Source organism: Actinomycetospora chiangmaiensis DSM 45062 (assembly GCF_000379625.1).
Classification (GTDB): domain Bacteria; phylum Actinomycetota; class Actinomycetes; order Mycobacteriales; family Pseudonocardiaceae; genus Actinomycetospora; species Actinomycetospora chiangmaiensis.
Genome location: NZ_KB903228.1, coordinates 1 through 19,931 on the forward strand (window position 1 = coordinate 1; position 19,931 = coordinate 19,931).

The 19,931-nt window shown below is 74.1% G+C and carries 16 protein-coding genes, 2 tRNA genes and 1 rRNA gene; 11 read left to right on the forward strand and 8 right to left on the reverse strand.

The window, feature by feature from the left end; genetic code table 11:
• Positions 1–171: ribosomal RNA gene (locus A3CO_RS0113070) — 16S ribosomal RNA — on the reverse strand; the annotation flags it as partial.
• Positions 172–594: 423 nt separating this feature from the next.
• A complete protein-coding gene (locus tag A3CO_RS32010; RefSeq protein ID WP_018332704.1) occupies positions 595–2,505 on the reverse strand; it encodes a bifunctional copper resistance protein CopD/cytochrome c oxidase assembly protein in 1,911 nt (636 codons plus the stop codon).
• 72 nt (positions 2,506–2,577) lie between these two features.
• Between A3CO_RS32010 and A3CO_RS0113080 the strand changes: the two genes are divergently transcribed.
• Positions 2,578–2,651, forward strand: a tRNA-Arg gene (locus A3CO_RS0113080).
• On the opposite strand, the gene A3CO_RS40375 is transcribed toward A3CO_RS0113080, so the two are convergent.
• Positions 2,613–3,491, reverse strand: coding sequence for an NAD-dependent epimerase/dehydratase family protein (locus tag A3CO_RS40375; RefSeq protein WP_084681835.1), 879 nt, complete (start codon positions 3,489–3,491; stop codon positions 2,613–2,615). The two genes, A3CO_RS0113080 and A3CO_RS40375, sit on opposite strands and share 39 nt — an antisense overlap.
• Positions 3,492–3,565: 74 nt before the next feature.
• Here A3CO_RS40375 and A3CO_RS0113100 point away from each other — a divergent pair, with 74 nt between their 5' ends.
• A complete protein-coding gene (locus A3CO_RS0113100) occupies positions 3,566–3,994 on the forward strand; it encodes a nucleoside 2-deoxyribosyltransferase (protein ID WP_157647523.1) in 429 nt (142 codons plus the stop codon).
• Between the two features lie 96 nt (positions 3,995–4,090).
• Entirely contained in the window at positions 4,091–5,518 is a 1,428-nt protein-coding gene (locus A3CO_RS0113105; protein ID WP_018332706.1) for a WS/DGAT/MGAT family O-acyltransferase, read from the forward strand.
• On the opposite strand, the gene A3CO_RS32015 is transcribed toward A3CO_RS0113105, so the two are convergent.
• Positions 5,461–6,999, reverse strand: a complete 1,539-nt coding sequence (locus A3CO_RS32015; protein WP_018332707.1) for a gluconokinase — start codon at positions 6,997–6,999, stop codon at positions 5,461–5,463. The genes A3CO_RS0113105 and A3CO_RS32015 overlap by 58 nt on opposite strands.
• A gap of 79 nt (positions 7,000–7,078) precedes the next feature.
• On the opposite strand from A3CO_RS32015, the gene A3CO_RS0113115 reads away from it, so the two are divergent.
• The 7 genes from A3CO_RS0113115 (at position 7,079) to selB (ending at position 16,825) form a co-directional block, all read left to right on the forward strand.
• Positions 7,079–7,174 (forward strand) — tRNA-Sec (locus A3CO_RS0113115).
• A 61-nt stretch (positions 7,175–7,235) separates the two neighbouring features.
• Positions 7,236–10,472, forward strand: a complete 3,237-nt coding sequence (fdh, locus tag A3CO_RS0113125) for a formate dehydrogenase (protein ID WP_245561501.1) — start codon at positions 7,236–7,238, stop codon at positions 10,470–10,472.
• On the forward strand, positions 10,469–11,557 hold the full coding sequence (locus tag A3CO_RS0113130; RefSeq protein WP_018332710.1) for a 4Fe-4S dicluster domain-containing protein: 1,089 nt from the start codon (positions 10,469–10,471) through the stop codon (positions 11,555–11,557). Before fdh ends, A3CO_RS0113130 begins: the two co-directional genes overlap by 4 nt.
• On the forward strand, positions 11,554–12,654 hold the full coding sequence (gene nrfD, locus A3CO_RS0113135; RefSeq protein WP_018332711.1) for an NrfD/PsrC family molybdoenzyme membrane anchor subunit: 1,101 nt from the start codon (positions 11,554–11,556) through the stop codon (positions 12,652–12,654). Before A3CO_RS0113130 ends, nrfD begins: the two co-directional genes overlap by 4 nt.
• Positions 12,655–12,777: 123 nt before the next feature.
• A complete protein-coding gene (locus A3CO_RS0113140; RefSeq protein ID WP_157647526.1) occupies positions 12,778–13,659 on the forward strand; it encodes a permease in 882 nt (293 codons plus the stop codon).
• Positions 13,656–15,035: an L-seryl-tRNA(Sec) selenium transferase gene (gene selA, locus A3CO_RS0113145; protein ID WP_018332713.1), complete on the forward strand. Its 1,380-nt coding sequence runs from the start codon at positions 13,656–13,658 to the stop codon at positions 15,033–15,035. Before A3CO_RS0113140 ends, selA begins: the two co-directional genes overlap by 4 nt.
• Complete coding sequence (gene selB, locus A3CO_RS0113150) at positions 15,032–16,825, forward strand: selenocysteine-specific translation elongation factor (RefSeq protein WP_018332714.1); 1,794 nt, start codon at positions 15,032–15,034, stop codon at positions 16,823–16,825. Before selA ends, selB begins: the two co-directional genes overlap by 4 nt.
• Positions 16,826–16,828: 3 nt before the next feature.
• Here the strand turns inward: selB and A3CO_RS0113155 are convergent, their stop codons facing one another.
• The 3 genes from A3CO_RS0113155 to A3CO_RS0113165 form a co-directional block, all read right to left on the reverse strand.
• The gene (locus A3CO_RS0113155; protein ID WP_018332715.1) at positions 16,829–17,623 is read right to left on the reverse strand and encodes an RNA polymerase sigma factor SigF; all 795 of its coding nucleotides are present in this window, start codon (positions 17,621–17,623) and stop codon (positions 16,829–16,831) included.
• A complete protein-coding gene (locus A3CO_RS39035; protein WP_157647540.1) occupies positions 17,620–18,087 on the reverse strand; it encodes an ATP-binding protein in 468 nt (155 codons plus the stop codon). The genes A3CO_RS0113155 and A3CO_RS39035 overlap by 4 nt, the downstream gene beginning before the upstream one ends.
• Before the next feature lie 181 nt (positions 18,088–18,268).
• Positions 18,269–18,670: an STAS domain-containing protein gene (locus tag A3CO_RS0113165; protein WP_084681827.1), complete on the reverse strand. Its 402-nt coding sequence runs from the start codon at positions 18,668–18,670 to the stop codon at positions 18,269–18,271.
• Between the two features lie 290 nt (positions 18,671–18,960).
• Between A3CO_RS0113165 and A3CO_RS0113170 the strand changes: the two genes are divergently transcribed.
• A complete protein-coding gene (locus A3CO_RS0113170) occupies positions 18,961–19,275 on the forward strand; it encodes a WhiB family transcriptional regulator (protein WP_026204567.1) in 315 nt (104 codons plus the stop codon).
• Between the two features lie 19 nt (positions 19,276–19,294).
• On the opposite strand, the gene A3CO_RS36820 is transcribed toward A3CO_RS0113170, so the two are convergent.
• Entirely contained in the window at positions 19,295–19,834 is a 540-nt protein-coding gene (locus A3CO_RS36820) for a proteasome activator (protein WP_084681837.1), read from the reverse strand.
• Positions 19,835–19,931: the final 97 nt, after the last annotated feature.

Consider the following 19,931-nt stretch of genomic DNA (forward strand, 5'->3'; position numbering starts at 1 on the left):
ATCCGGTATTAGACCCAGTTTCCCAGGCTTATCCCAGAGTGGAGGGCAGGTCACCCACGTGTTACTCACCCGTTCGCCGCTCGTGTACCCCGAAGGGCCTTACCGCTCGACTTGCATGTGTTAAGCACGCCGCCAGCGTTCGTCCTGAGCCAGGATCAAACTCTCCAACAAAAAACGTTAGAGACAACCAAGTCCCTGACAAAAACTAGCTACTCAAAGAAACCCCAACAAAATTGGGGCCAGAACACACAAAACGTCAGCACACTGTTGAGTTCTCAAAGGACGACCACACGCGTTTCTGCCCGCCGAATTCTCGGCGGTGTCCGTCGCGGTGATTCCCACTTTACCGGAACCGTTTCGGGGGCGTTTCCGAGGGGGTGACCCCTCGGCGCGGCCCGCCCGAAGGAGGCGACCGGTGAAACGTTCCGACTCCGCCCGAGGGCTCGTGGAGCGCTTCGTCTTCGACTGTACCGGACCCGGAGGAGTAGTCCTCATCGCTGGTCCGCTCTTCCGGCCGGCCGCTGTTCGCGTCCGTTCCCCGGGAGCGATGAGAACACTACGCCCCCCTGAAACCACCCGTTCACGGGGGGTGGGTCAGTCGGAAACCTGCACGTCAGGGGCCGTACGGGCCCGAATGAGCAGGGTGAGGAGCGGGAGCACCGCGACGGCCAGGACGAGGCCGCCCGCGGTCTGGTCCGCGACACGGTCGACGAACGGCAGGCCGAGCTGCCGCCAGTACTCGGCGCCGGCGACGCGCGACGAGGTGGCCACGGTCACCGCGAGCCCGAGCTGCGTCAGGGCCGCGACGAGCACCATCGCCACCCGGATCCGCGGCGGACGTGCCCGGTCCGTCGCGACCCGGGCGAACAGGCAACCGACCGCGAGGGCCGTCACCGTCATCGTCAGGTGCCCCACGTGCCCGGGCACCAGCACGTCGAACAGCCCGCTCCCGTCGAGCAGCCAACCGACGGCGACGAACGCGGCGGTCGCGACCACGGGCGTCGTCAGGAACCGGCCGATGCGGGAGCGACCGAGGGCGGGGACCCACTCCCCCGGCCCGGGCGGTCCACCGTCGACGGCGGGTCGGACGACGGCGAGCAGCGCCGCCGGCCGGCCGAGCACCCACGCCGGAGCGACGACGACCATCACCAGGACCTGCTGGAGCATGTGCACGCTGAACTGGGCCGGGGCGTAGGCCCCGATGCCGCTCGAGGAGGCGACGAGCAGGACCGCGCACCCCACGAGCCAGGAGGCCGTCCGGCCCCGGGGCCAGTCGACGGGCCGACGACGCAGGGTCCGCACCCCGACCAGGTAGGCGAGCGCCGCGACCACCGCCGTCGTCCCCAGGAGGAGGTCGGGCCGGGCGTCCGTCACGAGGCCCGCGAGGTCGAGCGGGCGGTCCAGCGAGTAGCCGAGCAACGCCTCGACCCGGGTCGGCAGCGACGTCGGCACCTCGGGCGGGGGCGTCCGGCCCAGGGCGACCGCGATCCCGACCGTCGCGAACATGATCAGGACCTCGACCCCACCCAGCCGCACCAGGGCGGCGCGGGACCCGGCGACCACCCCGGGCACGGTGCGGGTGCGATGGGCGGCGCCGAACACCCCCAGGACGACGAGGCCCGCGACCTTGCCGAGCAACAGCACCCCGTAGGTACTCGTCAGCAGGTCCGCGGGGTTCACGCGCAGCAGCGCGTTGACCGTGCCCGAGAGGGCCAGGGCCACCCAGCACCAGAAGGCCGTCGTCGAGAACCGGCGCAGGCCCGTCGGGAGCTCGCCGCCCCCGACGACCGCGTGCACGAGCACCGCGACCAACCCGCCGACCCACAGCGCCGCGGCCACCACGTGCACCGCCAGGCTGTTCATGGCGACGTCGTGCGCGGTGCCGGTCCCGGAGTGTCCGTCGAACGCCGCCGGCAACACGCCGAGCACGGCGAGCGCGAAGGCGCCGACGGCCGCGTGCCAGGACAACGCCAGTCGGCAGAGCACCGCGCAGCAGACGGCGACACCCGCCGTCAGGAACCAGATGCGGGCGGCCGGGAGGCCGCCGACCGACTCGCTGAGCGTGCTCCACGTCAGGACCACCGAGAGCGGGCGCGCGAAGGCGTCCGCGACGGCGAACACCCCGGTGACCAAGGCTCCCCCGGCCCACGCCGCCGCGCACCAGGACGCGGTGCGCACCGCCCGGTAGCCGTCCGCCGTGAGCCACCCGAGCCCCGGTGGGGGCACGAGGAACGCGGCGAGCAGCAGGGCCCCGACGGTGACGACGGCGGCGGACTCGGTGAGCGCCCGGACGACCGGGAGGCCGTAGGTGACGACGGGGCCGGGGTCCGGCAGCCCGAGGCGCGCGTAGGTCTCCGCCCCGGACAGCGCCGTGAGCGCCAGCGCGACCACCGCGGCGACGACCGCACCGGGCAGGACCTGCGCGAGCACCGTCGTGGTGGTCGACGGCCGCCGGGCGCCGGGGGCGGGCGGCCCCGTGGCGTCGGTCGGGCTCGGTCGGACCACGGGACCAGGGTAGGCGGCTCGTCGGGCTCGGGCTGCGATCCGGACCGCCCCGTCTACGCTGACGACGGGTCGGCCCCCGTAGCTCAGCTGGACAGAGCAAGGCCCTTCTAATGCCAAGGTCGCAGGTTCGAGTCCTGCCGGGGGCGCCGCAGGTCCTCCCACACGTCGGCCACGATGCGCTCGGCGTCGGAGCGTCGCGGCCGCCAGCCGAGGTCCGCGGTGATCCGGGTCGGGTCGGCGACGAGCCGGGCGGCTTCCGCGACGGCGGGGGCGTGCTCGACGGGGACCGACCGACCGGTCACACGCCCGACGACGTCCACCAGCTCCGCGACCGACGTGCCCCGGCCGGAGCCGACCGAATAGGCCCGCCAGGTACCGGGCTCGGCGGCGGCCGACGCCGCGACGACGGCGTCGGCCAGGTCGGCGACGTGCAGGTAGTCCCGGACGGCCGAGCCGTCGCCGTTGACCCGGAACGGGCGACCCGAGAGCAGGGCGGGGACGACGCGGGAGGCGTCGCGGTCGCCGGGCCCGGCGACGTTGAAGGCCCGGAGGGTCACGACGCCGGGTCCTCCCGCCGCGGCGAGGTCCCGCGCGACGAGGTCGGCGGCGAGCTTGCTCGCGGCGTACGGGCTGGTCGGGTCGAGCGGGGCGTCCGCGGCGATCGGCGCGTCGGACGCGGCGTGGACCGCGGCGGTGGACGTCAGCACGACCCGGGTCGCGGGCCCGCACGCGGCGAGCACGTTCCGCGTCCCGTCGAGGTTCGTGCGCCAGTAGCCCGCCGGGTCCTCGCGCGACTCGCGCACCCGGACCCGCGCGGCGAGATGACAGACGACGTCGGCCCCGGCGAGCGCCCGGCGGACGGCGTCGGGGTCGGTGACGTCGAGGGCCGTGCGGTCGAGCGCGGCGACCTCGCCACCCGTCGTCGGGAACGCGGCAACGACGTGGCGGCCGACGAAGCCGCCGGCCCCGGTGATCACGACGCGCACGAGGGCCCTCCCGACGATGTGGTCTTCCTGCCACCGGACGACGGCGACGACGCTTCCCTGTCAGCGTGGCGGGCGTGATCGCCTACGTCGCCAGCCCGTACGGGTTCGCCGAGTCCACCCGGGTCTTCTACACCGAGCGGCTGCTGCCCCTGGTGCGGCGCCACGTCGAGGTCATCGACCCGTGGGCGGTGGACCTGCCCACCGGTGACGACCACTGGCTCGCGCTCGGGGACATCCACCTGGCGTCGATCGCGGAGCGGGCCGACCTCGTGGTGGCCTGCCTCGACCAGGAGCCCCCGGACAACGGGACGGTCGTCGAGGTGGCGTGGGCCGCCGCGCACGGCAAGCCCGTGATCGCGTACCGCAACGACCTGCGCGAGGGCGGCGAGGAGGGGCTGCGCTACAACCTCATGATCGGCGCGGCCGTGCGGCGCAGCGGCGGGGTCGAGGTCGGCTCGCTCACCGAGCTCGAGACGGCGCTGCTCCGTTTCGGGGACACGTGAGACGGGCATCACCAAGATCGCGGTGACGCCGACGTCATCCGGGGATGACGCGGGACGTCCTTCCCTGCACAGGTCCGTCGCGGGAGGATGGTTCTCATGGGTGTGATGTCGTTCCGGGACTCGATGTTCCTGCTCGCCGAGTCCCGGGAGCACCCGACCCACGTGGGGTCGTTGCTGCTCTTCGACCGCCCCGAGGACGCCGGTCCGGACTTCCTCAGCGACCTGCACCGTCGGCTCGTGTCCGACCGCACCGTGGCGCCGTTGTTCGCGCGCCGGGCGGTCCGCACGGTCGGCACCCTCGGCCAGTGGGCGTGGGAACCCGAGGAGGACCTGGACCTCGAATACCATGTGCGGCTCTCGGCGCTGCCGCGCCCGGGCCGGATCCGCGAACTCCTCGAGCTGGTCTCCCGCCTGCACGGCACCCTGCTCGACCGCCACCGCCCGCTGTGGGAGTTCCACCTCATCGAGGGTGTGGAGGGCGACCGCTTCGCCGCCTACTTCAAGTTCCACCACGCGATGATGGACGGCGTCACCGGCGCCCGGCACCTGCAGAAGACGCTCTCCACCGACCCCGACGACCCCGAGACGCCGCCGTTCTGGCAGGTCGACCCGCGGTCGCGGAAGAAGCCGTCGACGGAGATCGCGACGCGGGAGACGGGCGTCCTGGAGCGCGTCGGCTCCGCGGTCACCGAGGGCGCACGGACCGTCGCCTCGGCCGTCGCCGAGACCGTGCGCACCGCCAACTCCGCCCTCGGAGTCGCACCCGCGCTGGCGAGCGCCTTCTACGACGGGCTCGCCCACCGCGACACGGCGCTCCCCTTCGAGGCGCCGCACAGCATGCTCAACGTGCCGATCACGGGTGCCCGGCGCTTCGCCGCCGAGTCCTGGCCGATCAAGCGCATCCAGCGGGTGCGGGAGCGCACCGGGTCGACGGTCAACGACATCGTCCTCGCCATGTGCTCCGGCGCGCTGCGCCGCTACATGCTCGAGCTCGACGAGCTGCCCGACCGCTCCCTCGTCGCCGCCCTCCCGGTGTCGCTCGGCACCACCGGCTCGGGCAACCAGCTCGGCGCCATCCTCGTGACCCTCGCGACCGACGAGTCCGACCCCGCGATCCGGCTCGAGCGCATCAAGGCCTCGACGAAGGCGGCCAAGGGCAACCTCGACCAGCGCGACCCGATGGCCGTCGCCGCGCTGTCGCTGGCCGTCGCCGCGCCGCTCCCGCTCGGGACCGTGCCGGGCCTTTCGTCGGTGATCAACCCCGGCTTCAACCTGATCATCTCGAACGTCCCGGGCCCCAAGGACCCGCTGTACTGGTACGGCGCGAAGCTCTCCGGCCTCTACCCGGTGTCCATCCCGCTCGACGGCCAGGCACTCAACATGACGGTGTTCTCCTACGCCGACAACATGGAGTTCGGCCTCACCGGCGACCGGCGTGCGGTGCCGCGGCTGCAGAAGCTGCTGGGCTACCTCGAGGAGTCGCTGGTCGAGCTGGAGGACGTCGCCGACGCGGCCGACGGGTAGGAGGAGGCGCGCAGCTCGCCGACCACGTCGGCGAGCTCGTCGTGCACCTGCTCCACCAGGTCCCGACGACGGGTGTGGCCGGGCGCCGAGGCGCCCGGCTCGAGAGTCTCGGTGACCGTCACGTGGTCGGCGGCGTCCGCCAGCGCGTCCACGGAGCCGTCGAGCAGCCCGACGCCCTGCATCCCGAGCAGGGCCGCCCCGTACGCCGAGCCCTGGTGGCCGTCGGTGAACCCGACCGGCACGCCGAGCACGTCGGCGAGCAGCTGCCGCCAGAACGCGCTGCGGGCGAACCCGCCGGTCGCGCGGACCTCCTCGACGGCCATGTCCGCGTCGCGCAGTGAGTCCAGGACGAGACGCAGCTGCAGGCAGACCCCTTCGAGGAGGGCCCGCGTGAGGTGCCCGCGGCTGTGGGAGCGCTGCAGGTTGAGGAACGTCCCGCCGAGGCCGCCGTCCCAGCGCGGGGCACGCTCGGCGAGCAGGTGCGGGATCGCGAGCAGTCCCTCCGCGCCGGGCGGGGTGGCCGCCGCCTCGGTGAGCAGCGTGTCGGTGTCGGCGCCGAACGTCTCCGACGCCCAGTCGAGCACGACGCCCCCGTTGGTCACCGCACCCCCGACCACCCAGCGGTCGCGCGTGAGCTCGTAGCAGAACAGCCGGCCCCGCGGGTCGATCCCGGGCCGGTCCACGGCCAGCCGCAGCGCGCCGCTGGTCCCGATCGAGCACGCCAGCACGCCGGGGCGGACGGCGCCGAGACCGAGGTTGGCCAGCGGTCCGTCGCCCGCCCCGGCCACGAGCGGCGTTCCCGACGGCAGGTCCCACTCCCGCGCCGCGGCCGCCCCCAGCTCCCCGACGACGGCGGCGGTGTCGACGATCGGGTCCAGCCGGTCGGCGGTGAGCCCCGCGAGCTCGAGGGCCTCGTCGTCCCAGCACCGCCGCGCGAGGTCCATCAGCCCCGTGCCCGAGGCGCACGAGGCGTCGGCCGCGCGCTCGCCGCCGGCCCGACCGAGGACGAACTCCTTGACCCCGCCCCACCGGGCGGGCGCGGCGTGCAGGCTCGGCCGCTCGCGGCGCAGCCAGGCGAGCTTCACCAGCGGGCTCATCGAGTGGATCGGGGTCCCGGTGCGCCGGGGCAGGGCGAGGGCGTCGTCGCGGCGGCGCAGCTCGGCGGCGACACCGACGGCGCGGGCGTCGGCCCACGTGAGCAGCGGACCGACCGGGTCCCCGCCGTCGTCGACCCCCAGCAGCCCGTGCATCGCCGCGGAGAAGGCGACCACCGCGGGCCGGGTCCCGCCGGCCGCGTCGCGCACCGCGTCGCCGACCGCCTCCCAGATCGTCTCCGGGTCCTGCACCGCCGCGCCCGGCTCCGGCTCCGCGAGCGGGTAGCCGCGGTCGCCCTCCCCGAGCACCGCACCCGTCGTCGTGAAGAGGACCGCCTTGGTGGAGGTGGTGCCGACGTCGACCGCGAGCACCGACGCCTCAGACATGACCGGCATCCTCGCGGACGGGCCCCCGCTGTTCCGCCCCGGCCTGCGGGGTGCCGGACCCGTGCCTAGGCTCGCCCCCGGAGGCGTCAGGGTTCCTGGTGGGCCCCGCGGTCTTCAACACCGACGTGGCCGGGTATCTCGGCCAGGCGGGTTCGATTCCCGTCCGCCTCCGCCACACGTTCTCCCAGGTCCCAGCGTCGGGCCCCGGGTCCACCACAGCACGGGAGGTCCACCCCATGGGCGTCCGTACCTGGCTCGGCGAATGGCCGATGTTCCGCCAGGCGACCGGTCCTGACCCGCTCGCGCGCGGTGCTGCGGTGCAGAGCCCGCGCACGAAGGCGCTCGCGCCCCGGACCGACACCGCCGACGAGGTCGTGAAGTCGGTCTGCCCCTTCTGCGCGGTGGGGTGCGGGCAGAACGTCTACGTGCGCGACGGGCGCGTCACCCAGATCGAGGGTGACCCCGACTCGCCGGTCTCCCGGGGCCGGCTGTGCCCCAAGGGCTCGGCGTCGACGTCGCTGGTGACGAGCCCCAGCCGCGTGACGACGGTGCGCTACCGGCGGCCGTACGGCACCGAGTGGGAGGACCTCGACCTCGACACCGCGGTGGACATGATCGCCGACCGGGTGATCGACGCGCGCCGACGCGGGTGGCAGGACACCGACGACGAGGGCCGCGTCCTGCGGCGCACGCTGGGCTTCTCGAGCCTCGGCGGCGCGACGCTGGACAACGAGGAGAACTACCTCATCAAGAAGCTGTTCATGGCGCTCGGCGCGATCCAGGTGGAGAACCAGGCGCGCATTTGACACAGCGCCACCGTCCCCGGTCTGGGGACCAGCTTCGGCCGCGGCGGGGCCTCGAACTTCCAGCAGGACCTGATCCACTCGGACTGCATCGTCATCGAGGGATCGAACATGGCGGAGGCCCACCCCGTGGGCTTCCAGTGGGTGATGGAGGCGAAGCGCCGCGGCGCCACGATCATCCACGTCGACCCGCGGTTCACCCGCACGTCGGCGGTGGCCGACCTGCACGTGCCGTTCCGTGCGGGCGCCGACATCGCCTTCCTGGGCGGGCTCATCAGCTACGTGCTGGAGAACGAGCTCGACTTCCGGGAGTACGTGCAGGCGTACACGAACGCGGCCGACCTGGTCGGTGAGGAGTTCACCGACACCGAGGACGCGGCCGGGATCTTCTCGGGCTACAACCCGGAGACCGGCCGCTACGACCCCGTCTCCTGGTCGCTCGAGGGCGAGGGCTACAGCGCGCCGGCCGCCGGGCAGCGCGACCACTGGGAGTCCCAGCTGCGCGAGCACCACGCCGCGATGTCCTCGGACACCGCGGGCGGGGCGGGCGACGCGGCGCACGCGACGGGAGCCCCGGAGCGCGACGAGAGCCTGCGCCACCCCCGGTGCGTCTACCAGGTCCTGCGTCGCCACTACGCGCGGTACACGCCGGAGGCCGTCTCGCAGGTCTGCGGGATGAGCGTCGATCAGTTCCTGACGGTCGCCCGCTCGATCACGGCGAACTCGGGGCGTGAGCGCACGACGGCGTGGGTGTACTCGGTGGGCTGGACCCACCACAGCGTCGGAGCGCAGTACATCCGCGGCGCGGCGATCCTGCAGACGCTGCTGGGCAACATGGGCCGCCCGGGCGGCGGCATCCTCGCGCTGCGCGGGCACGCCTCCATCCAGGGGTCGACCGACATCCCGACGCTCTACGACCTGCTGCCGGGCTACATCCCCATGCCCAACGCGCACCTGCACGAGGACCTGCAGAGCTTCCTCGACGCGGACGCGGCGAAGACCGGGTTCTGGGGCAACATGGACACCTACCTGGTGTCCCTGCTCAAGGCGTGGTGGGGCGACGCGGCGACCGCGGAGAACGACTACGCCTTCCACTACCTGCCGAAGCTGACCGGTGACCACGGCACGTACGGCATCGTGCGCGACCAGATCGACCGGAAGACCTACGGGTACTTCGTCGTCGGCGAGAACCCGGCGATCGGGCACGCCAACGGCAAGATGCAGCGCCTCGGGCTCGCGAACCTGGAATGGCTCGTCGTCCGGGACATGCAGATGATCGAGACGGCCACGTTCTGGAAGGACGGGCCGGAGATCGAGACCGGGGAACTGCGGACCGAGGACATCGGCACCGAGGTCTTCTTCCTGCCCTGCGCGAACCACACCGAGAAGGCCGGCACCTTCACCAACACCCAGCGGCTGCTGCAGTGGCGCCGCGAGGCGGTGCACCCGCCGGGCGACGCCCGCTCGGAGCTGCACTTCTACTTCCACCTCGGGAAGCGGATCCGGGAGAAGCTCGCGGCGTCGACCGACGAGCGCGACCGTCCGCTGCTGGACCTGACGTGGGACTACCCGACGTTCGGGATGCACTCCGAGCCCGACCCGGAGTCGGTCCTCGCCGAGATCAACGGCTATGACGCCGACGGCAAGCCGCTCTCCAGCTACACGCAGCTGAAGGCGGACGGCTCCACGACGGCGGGGTGCTGGATCTACACCGGCGTCTACGCCGACGGTGTCAACCAGGCCGACCGGCGCAGGCCCGGCTCGGAGCAGGACTGGGTGGCCGCCGACTGGGGCTGGGCGTGGCCCGCCAACCGCCGCACGCTCTACAACCGCGCCTCGGCCGACCCCGAGGGCCGGCCGTGGAGCGAGCGCAAGGCCTACGTCTGGTGGGACGAGGAGAACGAGCGCTGGACCGGCCACGACGTCCCCGACTTCGAGGCCACGAAGCCGCCGTCGTTCAAGCCGGAGGAGGGGGCGACCCGCCAGGACGCCCTCGCGGGCACCGACGCGTTCATCATGCAGGCCGACGGGAAGGCGTGGCTCTACGCGCCGGCCGGCCTGGCCGACGGTCCGATGCCCACGCACTACGAGCCCGTGGAGTCGCCGGTGGCGAACCTGCTGCACGAGCAGCAGGACAACCCGGCCCTCGAGCGGATCGACCGGGCGTGGAACCGCATCAACCCGTCGCAGAGCGAGGTCTTCCCGTACGTCTTCCTCACCTACCGGCTCACCGAGCACCACACCGCGGGCGGGATGAGCCGCACGCTGCCCTACCTCTCGGAGCTCCAGCCGGAGTTCTTCTGCGAGATCTCCCCGGCGCTGGCCGCCGAGCGGGGCCTCGAGCACATGGGGTGGGCGACGCTGGTCTCGGCGCGCACCGCGATCGAGGCGCGGGTGATGGTGACCGAGCGCATGAAACCGCTGCGGATCGGGGACCGTGAGGTGCACCAGATCGGGCTTCCCTACCACTGGGGCTCGAACGGAATCTCGACCGGCGACCCGGCGAACGACCTGCTGGGCGTCGTGATGGACCCCAACGTCCACATCCAGGAGTCGAAGGTCGCGACCTGCGACATCCAGCCCGGGCGTCGACCACGCGGCCCCGAGCTCCTGGAGTACGTCGCCGACTACCGCCGCCGCGCGGGGGTCGAGCCGGGAGGGATCGAATGACGAACGTGTTCGACGCGTTCTCCGGGACGGCGAACTCGCTGTACGGGGAGCTCCCCGACCCGGCGGCCGACGCGGGCTTCGACCCGTCGCACCCGAAGCGGGTCGGGTTCTTCACCGACACGTCGGTCTGCATCGGCTGCAAGGCCTGCGAGGTCGCGTGCAAGGAGTGGAACCTCGTTCCCGACGACGGGACCGACGCCTCCGATCTCTACCGCCTCACCGGGATGTCGTACGACAACACCGGTGACCTCGGCGCCTCCACCTGGCGGCACGTGGCGTTCATCGAGGACGTCCGGCCGCACGGCTCGGCGACGACGGAGCACGGCGGCGGCACTCCCCCGGCGGAGCCGACGACGGGCCACATCCCGTCCGGCCTGCCCGCACTCGGCGGCGGGGCGCTGCCCAAGGCCCCGCGCGACGCGGCGACCCCACCGCCCGGGGGCGGCACCGTCGACCTGCTGACCCTGCTCCCCGACGCCGGGGCCCACGGCCAGCAGACCCCCGACGACGAGCGCGACGTCCGGTGGCTCATGGCCTCCGACGTCTGCAAGCACTGCACCCACGCCGGATGCCTGGACAACTGCCCGACCGGGGCGCTATTCCGCACGGAGTTCGGCACGGTCGTCGTCCAGGACGACATCTGCAACGGGTGCGGGTACTGCGTGCCGTCGTGCCCCTACGGCGTCATCGACGTCCGCGGGTCCGACGGCGGCGCGCACAAGTGCACGCTCTGCTACGACCGGCTCGGCAGCGGGCTGGAGCCGGCGTGCGCGAAGGCGTGCCCGACGAAGTCCATCCAGTTCGGCGACCTCGACGAGCTGCAGGCCGCCGCGGACGCCCGGCTCGCCGAGCTGCACGACCGCGGGGTCAACGAGGCCCGGCTCTACGGCCGCGACGAGAACGACGGGGTCGGCGGCGACGGGGCCTTCTTCCTCCTGCTCGACGAACCGGAGGTCTACGGGCTCCCGCCGGACCCGATCGTCACCACCCGCGACCTGCCCGAGATGTGGCGGAACGCGGCGCTGACCGCGGTCGGGCTCGGGGTCGCGGCCGTGGCGGCGTTCTGGAAGGGCGGCCGGCGATGACCGGGGATCTGAACCCGACCGACATGCCGGAACGGCTGCGGATCGACCACGACGCGGTGAAGCCGCGCCGCGACGGGTCCCGCGGACGACGCGGCGGCCGGGGCGAGCAGCTGCAGGTGCCCGAGGCGGAGTTCCGCAGCTACTACGGTCGGCCGATCATCAAGGCGCCGGTGTGGAAGAACCCGGACGTCCCGCTGTACCTGTTCCTCGGCGGCCTCGCGGGCTCGTCGTCGGTGCTGGCGGCGATGGCGAACGGCACCGACCGGCCGACGCTGCGGCGCGCCGGCCGGTACGTGGCGATGGGCGGGGCCATGGGCGGCACCGTCTTCCTCATCCACGACCTCCACCGGCCGACCCGGTTCCTGCACATGCTGCGGGTGTTCAAGCCGACGTCGCCGCTGTCGGTCGGCTCCTGGATCCTGTCGCCGTTCGCCGCGTTCGCGACGGCGGCGGCGGGTGCGGAGTTCCTCGCGCCGTACCTGCGCGGCAAGCGCGGCGCGACGGCGCTGAAGGTCGCCGGGGATGCGGCCGGCGTCGGCGCGGCCGTCGTCGGGCCGGCGCTGGCGACCTACACCGCGGTGCTCATCTCGAACACGGCCGTGCCCACCTGGCACGAGGCGCACCGCCACCTGCCGGTGCTGTTCGCCGGCAGTGCGGCGGCCGCGGGCGGCGGCTTCGGGCTGGTGGCCGCGTCGGTCCGCGACAACGAGCCCGCCGCGCGGTTGGCGGTCGCGGGCGCGGTGGTCGAGCTGATCATCGAGGAGAAGATGACCCGTGACCTCGGGATGCTCGCGGACGTCTACGACAAGGGACGCGCGAAGACGCTGATGACGGCGTCGAAGGCGTGCCTCGCCGTCGGGGCCGTCGGAGCCGTCGTCGGGCGGAGGAAGCGGTGGGCCGCGGCCCTCTCCGGGCTCGCGCTCATGGCGGGCTCGGCGCTCACCCGCTTCGGCGTGTTCGACGCCGGGATCGCCTCGGCGAACGACCCGGCGCACATCGTCGTGCCGCAGCGCGAGCGCATCCGTCGTCGGGAGGAGGCCGTGCAGGCCGGCACCACTCCGCCCGACCGGCACTACGTGCCCGCGGCAGGGAACTGACTCCACGCGCATCGAACGGGCCGCCCGTCACGGCAGATCGTGACGGACGGCCCGTTCGTGCGTTCCGGGAAGGACACGGGACCGACCTGCGGGCGACACGCCGGCCGCGCAGACTCGACCGCCGTGACCACCACCCCGACGACCCCCCGCACCTGGGTGCCGGTCGCGGGCGTCGTGCTGCTCGGCGTCGTACTGCTGATCTGGGCGAAGTGGCAGCCGTACTGGGTGAAGGTCCCGTCGGTGGCGGGGTCCGGGTCGCTCGGGAGGTCGATCCTGCCCGCGACGGGGGTGTCGCTGCAGTCGGGTCTGGAGTTCGCGGGCACCTACTTCCTGGCGATCTGGCCGGCCCTCGTGACCGGGCTCGTCCTCGCGGCGGCGATCCGCACGGTGCTGCCGGCGGACTGGACGGCACGGGCGGTCGGGCGGCGCGGGTCGGTCGTCGGCAGCGCGCTCGCGGTGCCCGGGATGATGTGCAGCTGCTGCTCGGCGCCGGTGGCCGTCGGCCTGCGGCAGCGCGCCGCCGACGTGCGCGCGGCCCTGGCGTTCTGGCTCGCGAGCCCTGCCCTCAACGACGGGCGGCCGCTGCCGGTCCGGTTCCTCGCCGCGCTGGGCGGGCTGTCGCTGCGGCTGCTGCCCGAGTACCTGGTGCTGGTGGTGGTCCTCGGCGCGCTGCGCGGCGTGCTGTTCCCGCTCGGCGCGGGGCTCGCGGGGACGCACGGCGCGGTGGTGGTCGCGATCGTGGTGCTGCTCGCCGTGGCGGGGACCCTGCTGCCCATCCCGACCGGCGCCGAGATCGCGGCCGTCGCGGCCCTCCTCGCGGCCGGCGTGTCACCGGTGATCGCGGCGGCCCTGCTGGTGACCCTGCCCGCCGTCAGCCTCCCGTCGTTGCTCATGGTCCGGCGGGTGTTCCCGGGGCGGGTGCTGGCGACGGTGACGGTCGGGAGGGTGCTGATCGGGGTGGTGTGCTCGCTCGTCGTGGCGATGGGTGGATCCTGGACGGCATGACGACCGACCCCCGGCGACGGATCCCGCGCACCGACGCCGTCCTCGCCGACCCCCGCGTCGCGGCCGCCGTGGCCGTCGTCGGGAAGGCGCGGGTGAAGGACGTCGTGCTCGCGGTGCAGCAACGGGCCCGGGACGGGGAGATCGGGCCGGACGCGGTGGTCGACGCGGTCGTCACGGGCCTGCCCCGGAGCGCGGCGAGCCTGCGGCCGGTGCTGAACGCGACCGGGGTCGTCCTGCACACGAACCTCGGGCGGGCGCCGCTGTCGGGCGCGGCCCGGGACGCGCTGGTGACCGCGGCGGGGACGACCGACGTCGAGCTCGACCTCGTGACGGGCGGGCGCGGGAAGCGCGGGGCGGGGGCGATGGGAGCGCTCGCGGACGCCGTGCCCGACGCCGGCGGGGTCCACGTGGTGAACAACGGCGCGGCCGCGCTGATCCTTGCGGCGACGGCGCTCGCGGGGGGAGACGCAGCGGAGCGGAGCTCGACCGGTGGGGCTCGTCGGGAGATCGTGATCGCCCGCGGCGAGATGGTCGAGATCGGCGACGGGTTCCGGCTGCCGGAGCTCCTGGAGTCGACGGGCGCGCGGCTGCGGGAGGTCGGGACGACCAACCGGGTGCGGGTCGACGACTACGCGGCCGCGATCGGGCCGGCGACCGGGATGATCCTCAAGGTCCACCCCTCGAACTTCGTGGTGCAGGGCTTCACCTCGAGCGTGCCGGCCGGGGAGCTGACCGGGCTGGGGGTGCCGGTCGTCGCCGACATCGGGTCGGGCCTGCTCGCACCGCACCCGCTGCTGCCCGACGAGCCGGACGCCGCCACCGAGCTGCGGGCCGGGGTCCCGTTGGTGACGGCGAGCGGGGACAAGCTGCTCGGCGGCCCGCAGGCGGGGCTGCTGCTCGGGGACGCGGAGCTGGTGCACCGCCTGCGCCGCCACCCGCTGGCCCGCGCGCTGCGGGTCGACAAGCTGACGCTCGCGGCGCTGGAGGCCACGCTGCGCGGCCCCGTGCCGCCGGTGCGGGCGATGCTCGAGGCCGACCGTGACGCGCTGCGGGCGCGGGCCCGGACGGTCGCCGCGGCGGTCGGCGGGGAGGCCGTGGACTGCGCCGCCCAGGTCGGAGGAGGGGGCGCACCCGGTGTCGACCTGCCCAGCGCCGCCGTGGCGCTCCCGGCGGGCTATGCCGAGGCGCTGCGGGCGGGGGACGATCCCGTCGTCGGGCGCGTCGAGCAGGGCCGGTGCCTGCTCGACCTCCGCTCGGTGCTGCCCGTCGACGACGACCGGCTGGTCGCGGCGGTCCGGGCGGTGACGGTGCGGTTCTCCTCGCACCCAGTGCCAGCAGTGACGCATTGCTTGCACCCGGAGGGTGCGTCGTCGTGAAGGTGCTCGCGACCGCCGGTCACGTGGACCACGGGAAGTCGACGCTGATCCGCGCACTGACCGGCATGGAGCCCGACCGCTGGGCCGAGGAACGGCGCCGCGGGATGACGATCGACCTCGGCTTCGCGTGGACCGAGGTGGGCGGACACACGCTGGCCTTCGTCGACGTCCCGGGCCACGAGCGGTTCGTGACGCAGATGCTGGCCGGGGTCGGGCCGGTGCCGGCGACGATGTTCGTGGTCGCGGCGGACGCCGGGTGGATGCCGCAGTCGGGCGAGCACCTCGACGCGCTGCACGCCCTGGGTGTGTCCGACGGCGTCCTCGTGGTGACGCGCTCGGACCTCATGGAGCCCGAGCTCGCCCGCGACGAGGCGCTGGAGCACCTCGCGGAGTCCTCCCTCGGGCGGCTGCCCGCGGTGTGCGTGTCCGGCACGACCGGCGCGGGCCTCGACGACCTGCGCGCCGAGCTCGACGCGCTCGCCGGCCGGCTCCCCGACCCGGACCCCGACGCCGACGTCCGCCTCTGGGTCGACCGGGCCTTCACCATCCGCGGCGCGGGCACCGTCGTCACCGGGACCCTCGGGGCCGGCCGGATCGCCGTCGGCGACGAGCTGGAGCTGGGCGGCCGGGCGGTGTCCGTGCGCGGGCTGCAGTCGCTCGGGGCGCCGGTGGAGTCGGCGGCCGCGGTGGCGCGGGTGGCGGTGAACCTGCGGGGCGTGCCGCTCGAGGAGGTCTCGCGCGGCGACGCGCTGCTGACACCGGGACGGTGGCTCGGGGCGGGCGTGATCGACGTCCGGGTGCACCCGCCGCGCGGGGCGGACGCCGTCGGGAAGCTGCCGTCGCAGGTGATGGTCCACGTGGGCTCCGCGGCCGTGGCCGCGCGGGTGCGCCCGCTGTCCCGCGACGACGCTCCGGACACCTCGGACTCCTCGCGGACCGTGCGCCTCACGCTGCGCGAGCCGCTCCCCCTGCGCCCCGGCGACCGCGCGCTGGTCCGCGACCCGGGCGCCCACGCGGTGCTGGGCGGGCTCACGGTGCTCGACGTCCGGCCCCCGGAGCTGCGCCGGCGCGGTGCGGCGCGGGCCCGGGCCGGCGAGCTCGCGACGAGCGACGGCACCCCGGACACCGCGGTCGAGCTGTCCCGACGACGGGTGCTCCGCGCGGCCGACCTCGCGGGGCTGGGCCTCGCCGACCCGCCGTCGGGAACGCCGTCCGCCGCGGGGTGGTACGTCGATCCCGCGCACCTGGCCACGCTGGCGGACCGGCTCGTGGAGCTCGTGGCCGCCCATGCGGCGGCCGACCCGCTGGAGCCGGGCCTGCCGACGAAGGCCGCGCAGCGGGGGCTCGACCTGCCCGACCCGCGGCTGGTCACCCTGGTGCTCGCCCGGTGCCCCGACCTGGTCGAGGAGGGCGGGCGCATCCTGCGACCCGGGGACGGCGGCCTGCCGGCGGCGGTCCGGGAGGCGGTGGCGACCGTGGTCGCCGACCTGGCCGACGCGCCGTTCCTCGCCCCGGAGGCACACCGGCTGAGCGAGCTCGGGCTCGGCGGACGGCAGCTCGGCGCCGTGGTGAAGGCGGGCGAGCTGCTGCGGGTCGCCGACGGCATCTACCTGCGGCCCGACGCCCCCGACCGCGCCGTCGCGGTGCTCGCGACCCTGGACCAGCCGTTCACGGTGTCCGCCGCGCGGCAGGCCCTGGGCACGACCCGGCGCGTGGCCGTGCCCCTGCTCGAACTGCTCGCCCGCACCGGGCGGACCCGCCACGAGGGCGAGGGCCACACGGTGCGGTGAGCCTCAGCTGCCGCCGCCCTCCGACAGCTCCTGGCGCAGCGTCGCCAGCGTGCGCGTGAGCAGCCGCGAGACGTGCATCTGCGAGACACCGACGCGCTCGGCGATCTGCGTCTGCGTCATCCCGCCGAAGAAGCGGAGCATGACGATGGTGCGCTCGCGTTCGGGCAGCCGCCGCAGGGCGGGCTGCACGGTCTCCCGGTGCTCGACCTGGGTCAGCTCGTCGTCGTCGGTCCCGAGGACGTCGGCCAACCGGCCCGACGACGGGTCGTCGACGAGCATGTCGTCGAGCGAGCTGGAGCGGTACGCGTTGGCCGCCTCGAGCGCCTCGAGGATCTCCTCGCGCGGCTTGGAGAGCCGCTCGGCGAGCTCGCCCGCCGTCGGGGCGCGGCCGAGCTCCTGGGAGAGCGCGGGCATCGCGGAGCCGATCGCCAGCCGCAGGTCCTTCAACCGCCGCGGGACGCGGGTGGACCACGCCTTGTCGCGGAAGTAGCGACGGACCTCGCCGGTGATGGTGGGCACCGCGTAGGAGAGGAAGTCCGACCCGCGCTCCGGGGAGAACCGGTCGACCGCGTGGATCAGGCCGACCGTCGCGACCTGCTCGAGGTCCTCCTGCGGCTCGCCGCGCTGGGCGAACCGGCGCGCGATGTGCCGGGCGAGGGGGAGGTAGCCCTGGACCAGTCGGGCGCGCAGCGCCTCACGACGCTTGTCACCGACCGGGAGCCCGGCGTGCTCCGCGAGCAGGGGGGCGAGATGGGAATAGGAGTCGTCCCGCTTCTCCTGCTCGGCGGGGACGCTCACGTCGTGGTCCGGTCCTTCAGCAACCGGATGCCGATCCACGCCGGGTCGCCGTCGAGCACCTCGGCGACATCGGTGAGCGTGTCGAGCACCCGCCAGCCGAACGTGTCCTGCCGCAGCGAGGTCGGCCGGTCGACCGGCACCCGGGCGACGACCGCGACCTGCCCGTCGATGACCGTGAAGCCGCACCGCAGCTGGCCACCGTCGCTGGCGAGCGGCACCAGGGCCGAGCAGGCCTCGTCGACCGCCATGCGCAGGTCGGACACCGCGTCGAGGTCGAAGTCGGCCCGGGCCGCGAGGTCCGCCGCGACGGCGCGGACCGACGGGATCAGGGCCGGGTCGGCGTGCACGCGCACCTCGACCGGGCTCGGGACCTCCGCGAGGCTCGTCGCGCCGGGCAGGCCGTCGACCTCGGTCGCCACGCCCGCGGCGGGAACCTCGGGAACGCGCTGCTGCGGATCGGGCATCTGCACGACTGCTGGTCTCCGTTCGCGGTCGGGGGACGTCGGTCGACGTCCCGGGGGAACTGGCGACGGGGCCGCCCCGCCGCGTCACCGTATCGGCGCACACGCCGTCGGTCACCACCGGTTCCCGCCGTGTGTCGGGGGCGGGGGCCGCTGGTGACCCCGGACGTGACGCCGTTTCCGGTCAGGCTGCGAGGGCGTCCTCGACGGTCGTGTGGATCTCGAAGAGGTCCGTCAGCCCGGTGGCCTGCAGCGGACGGCTCACGGGGCGGCTGTCGGCCACCAGCCGGAGCGCGACGCCGCGGTTGCGCGACTCGTCGAGCGCCTCGACCAGCAGCGCCAGGCCGCTGGAGCCCAGGAACTCGACCGCGAGCATGTCGAGCACGAGCACCGACAGCCCTGCCGCCAGTTCCTCGGTCACCTTGGCCCGTAGCGCCGGCGTGGTGAGCATGTCGATCTCGCCGGTCAGGCGGATGACCGACGTCTCGCCCGAGCGCTGGACGTCGACGCCCATCGGCTCCTCGGTGGAGAAGTCCTCCTCGGTGGCCACGGCCTCCCGCCCCCCGTTCCCTGCGCTGTCAGTCATGCACCGACTCCTCGAACTGCTGTCCGTTCACGTCCCGGGCCGTCCGGGTAGATCACGGACGGTCAGGTGGCACGCACGATACTCACCGCCGCGGACACTACTCGCGACGCACGGTCGCCGGTCGATCGCAGGGTGCCGACCGGACGCAGGACACACCGACCCGCCGAACGCGTCCGACCGGGTGATGCGATCTGGTTTGTGATCAGTGGTGGACGGTTATACCGGCGACGATCCCGTCGCGCTGGTCACCCTCGACCGCCGACGCCTGTTCAGAAGGCCTGGAGGTTCCCGTGGCTGATGTGCGTCTGCTGCCCGGCCCGATCATCGACGAATGGGACTGGCAGCTGCACGGGTCGTGCCGGGGCATGGACTCGAGCTTCTTCTTCCACCCCGACGGCGAGCGTGGTCCCCGTCGGGAGCAGCGCGCCAGCCAGGCCAAGAAGGTCTGCATGAGCTGCCCGGTGCTGGAGCCGTGCCGCCGTCACGCCCTCGCGACCCGCGAGCCCTACGGCGTGTGGGGCGGTCTCACCGAGGACGAGCGCCGGTCCGCGCTCCGTCGTCCCCGGTCCGCCACCGCCGGCGGCGAGGTCGTGCTCGAGGGCTGAGCCCGACCACGGCGGGCGGTCACAGGTACTGCCCGCCGAACTGCCCGCCCTCGACGGGGCCGGCTCCGCCCGGCAGGGCGGCCCCCGCCCGGCCCGACCGCCCCTGGCGCATCTGCTCCAGCTGCCCGCGGGCCGCCATCTGCTGGGCCAGCACGGCGCTCTGGATGCCGTGGAAGAGCCCCTCGAGCCATCCCAGCAGCTGCGCCTGCGCGATCCGCAGTTCGGCCTGCGAGGGCACCTCGTCGGTGCCGAGCGGCAACGAGATGCGCGTGAGTTCGTCGCGCAGCTCCGGCGCCAGACCCTTGCCCAGCTCGGTGATCGACCGGGCGTGGATGTCGGCGAGCCGCGCCCGCCCCGCCTCGTCCAGCGGCGCCGAGCGGACCTCTTCGATGAGCTTGCCGACCATGCCCGCGACGCGCATTACCGCGCCCGGTGACTCGACCAGGTCGCCCGTCCCCGCGCCGTCGCCCGCCCCGCTGGCGGCCGCGGCGGCCAGCGCCGACGGGTTCGCGGAACGGTCCTCGGCGCCCTCGGCACCCTCGCCGGCGTCCGTACTCATGGCGTCCATCATGGCCCGTCCCCGAAGGTGCCGCGCTCCGGAGGAGCGACGCGATCGTGCCCGGTGACGGCGCTTGCCCCGGGCTGTGCCGGGGTAT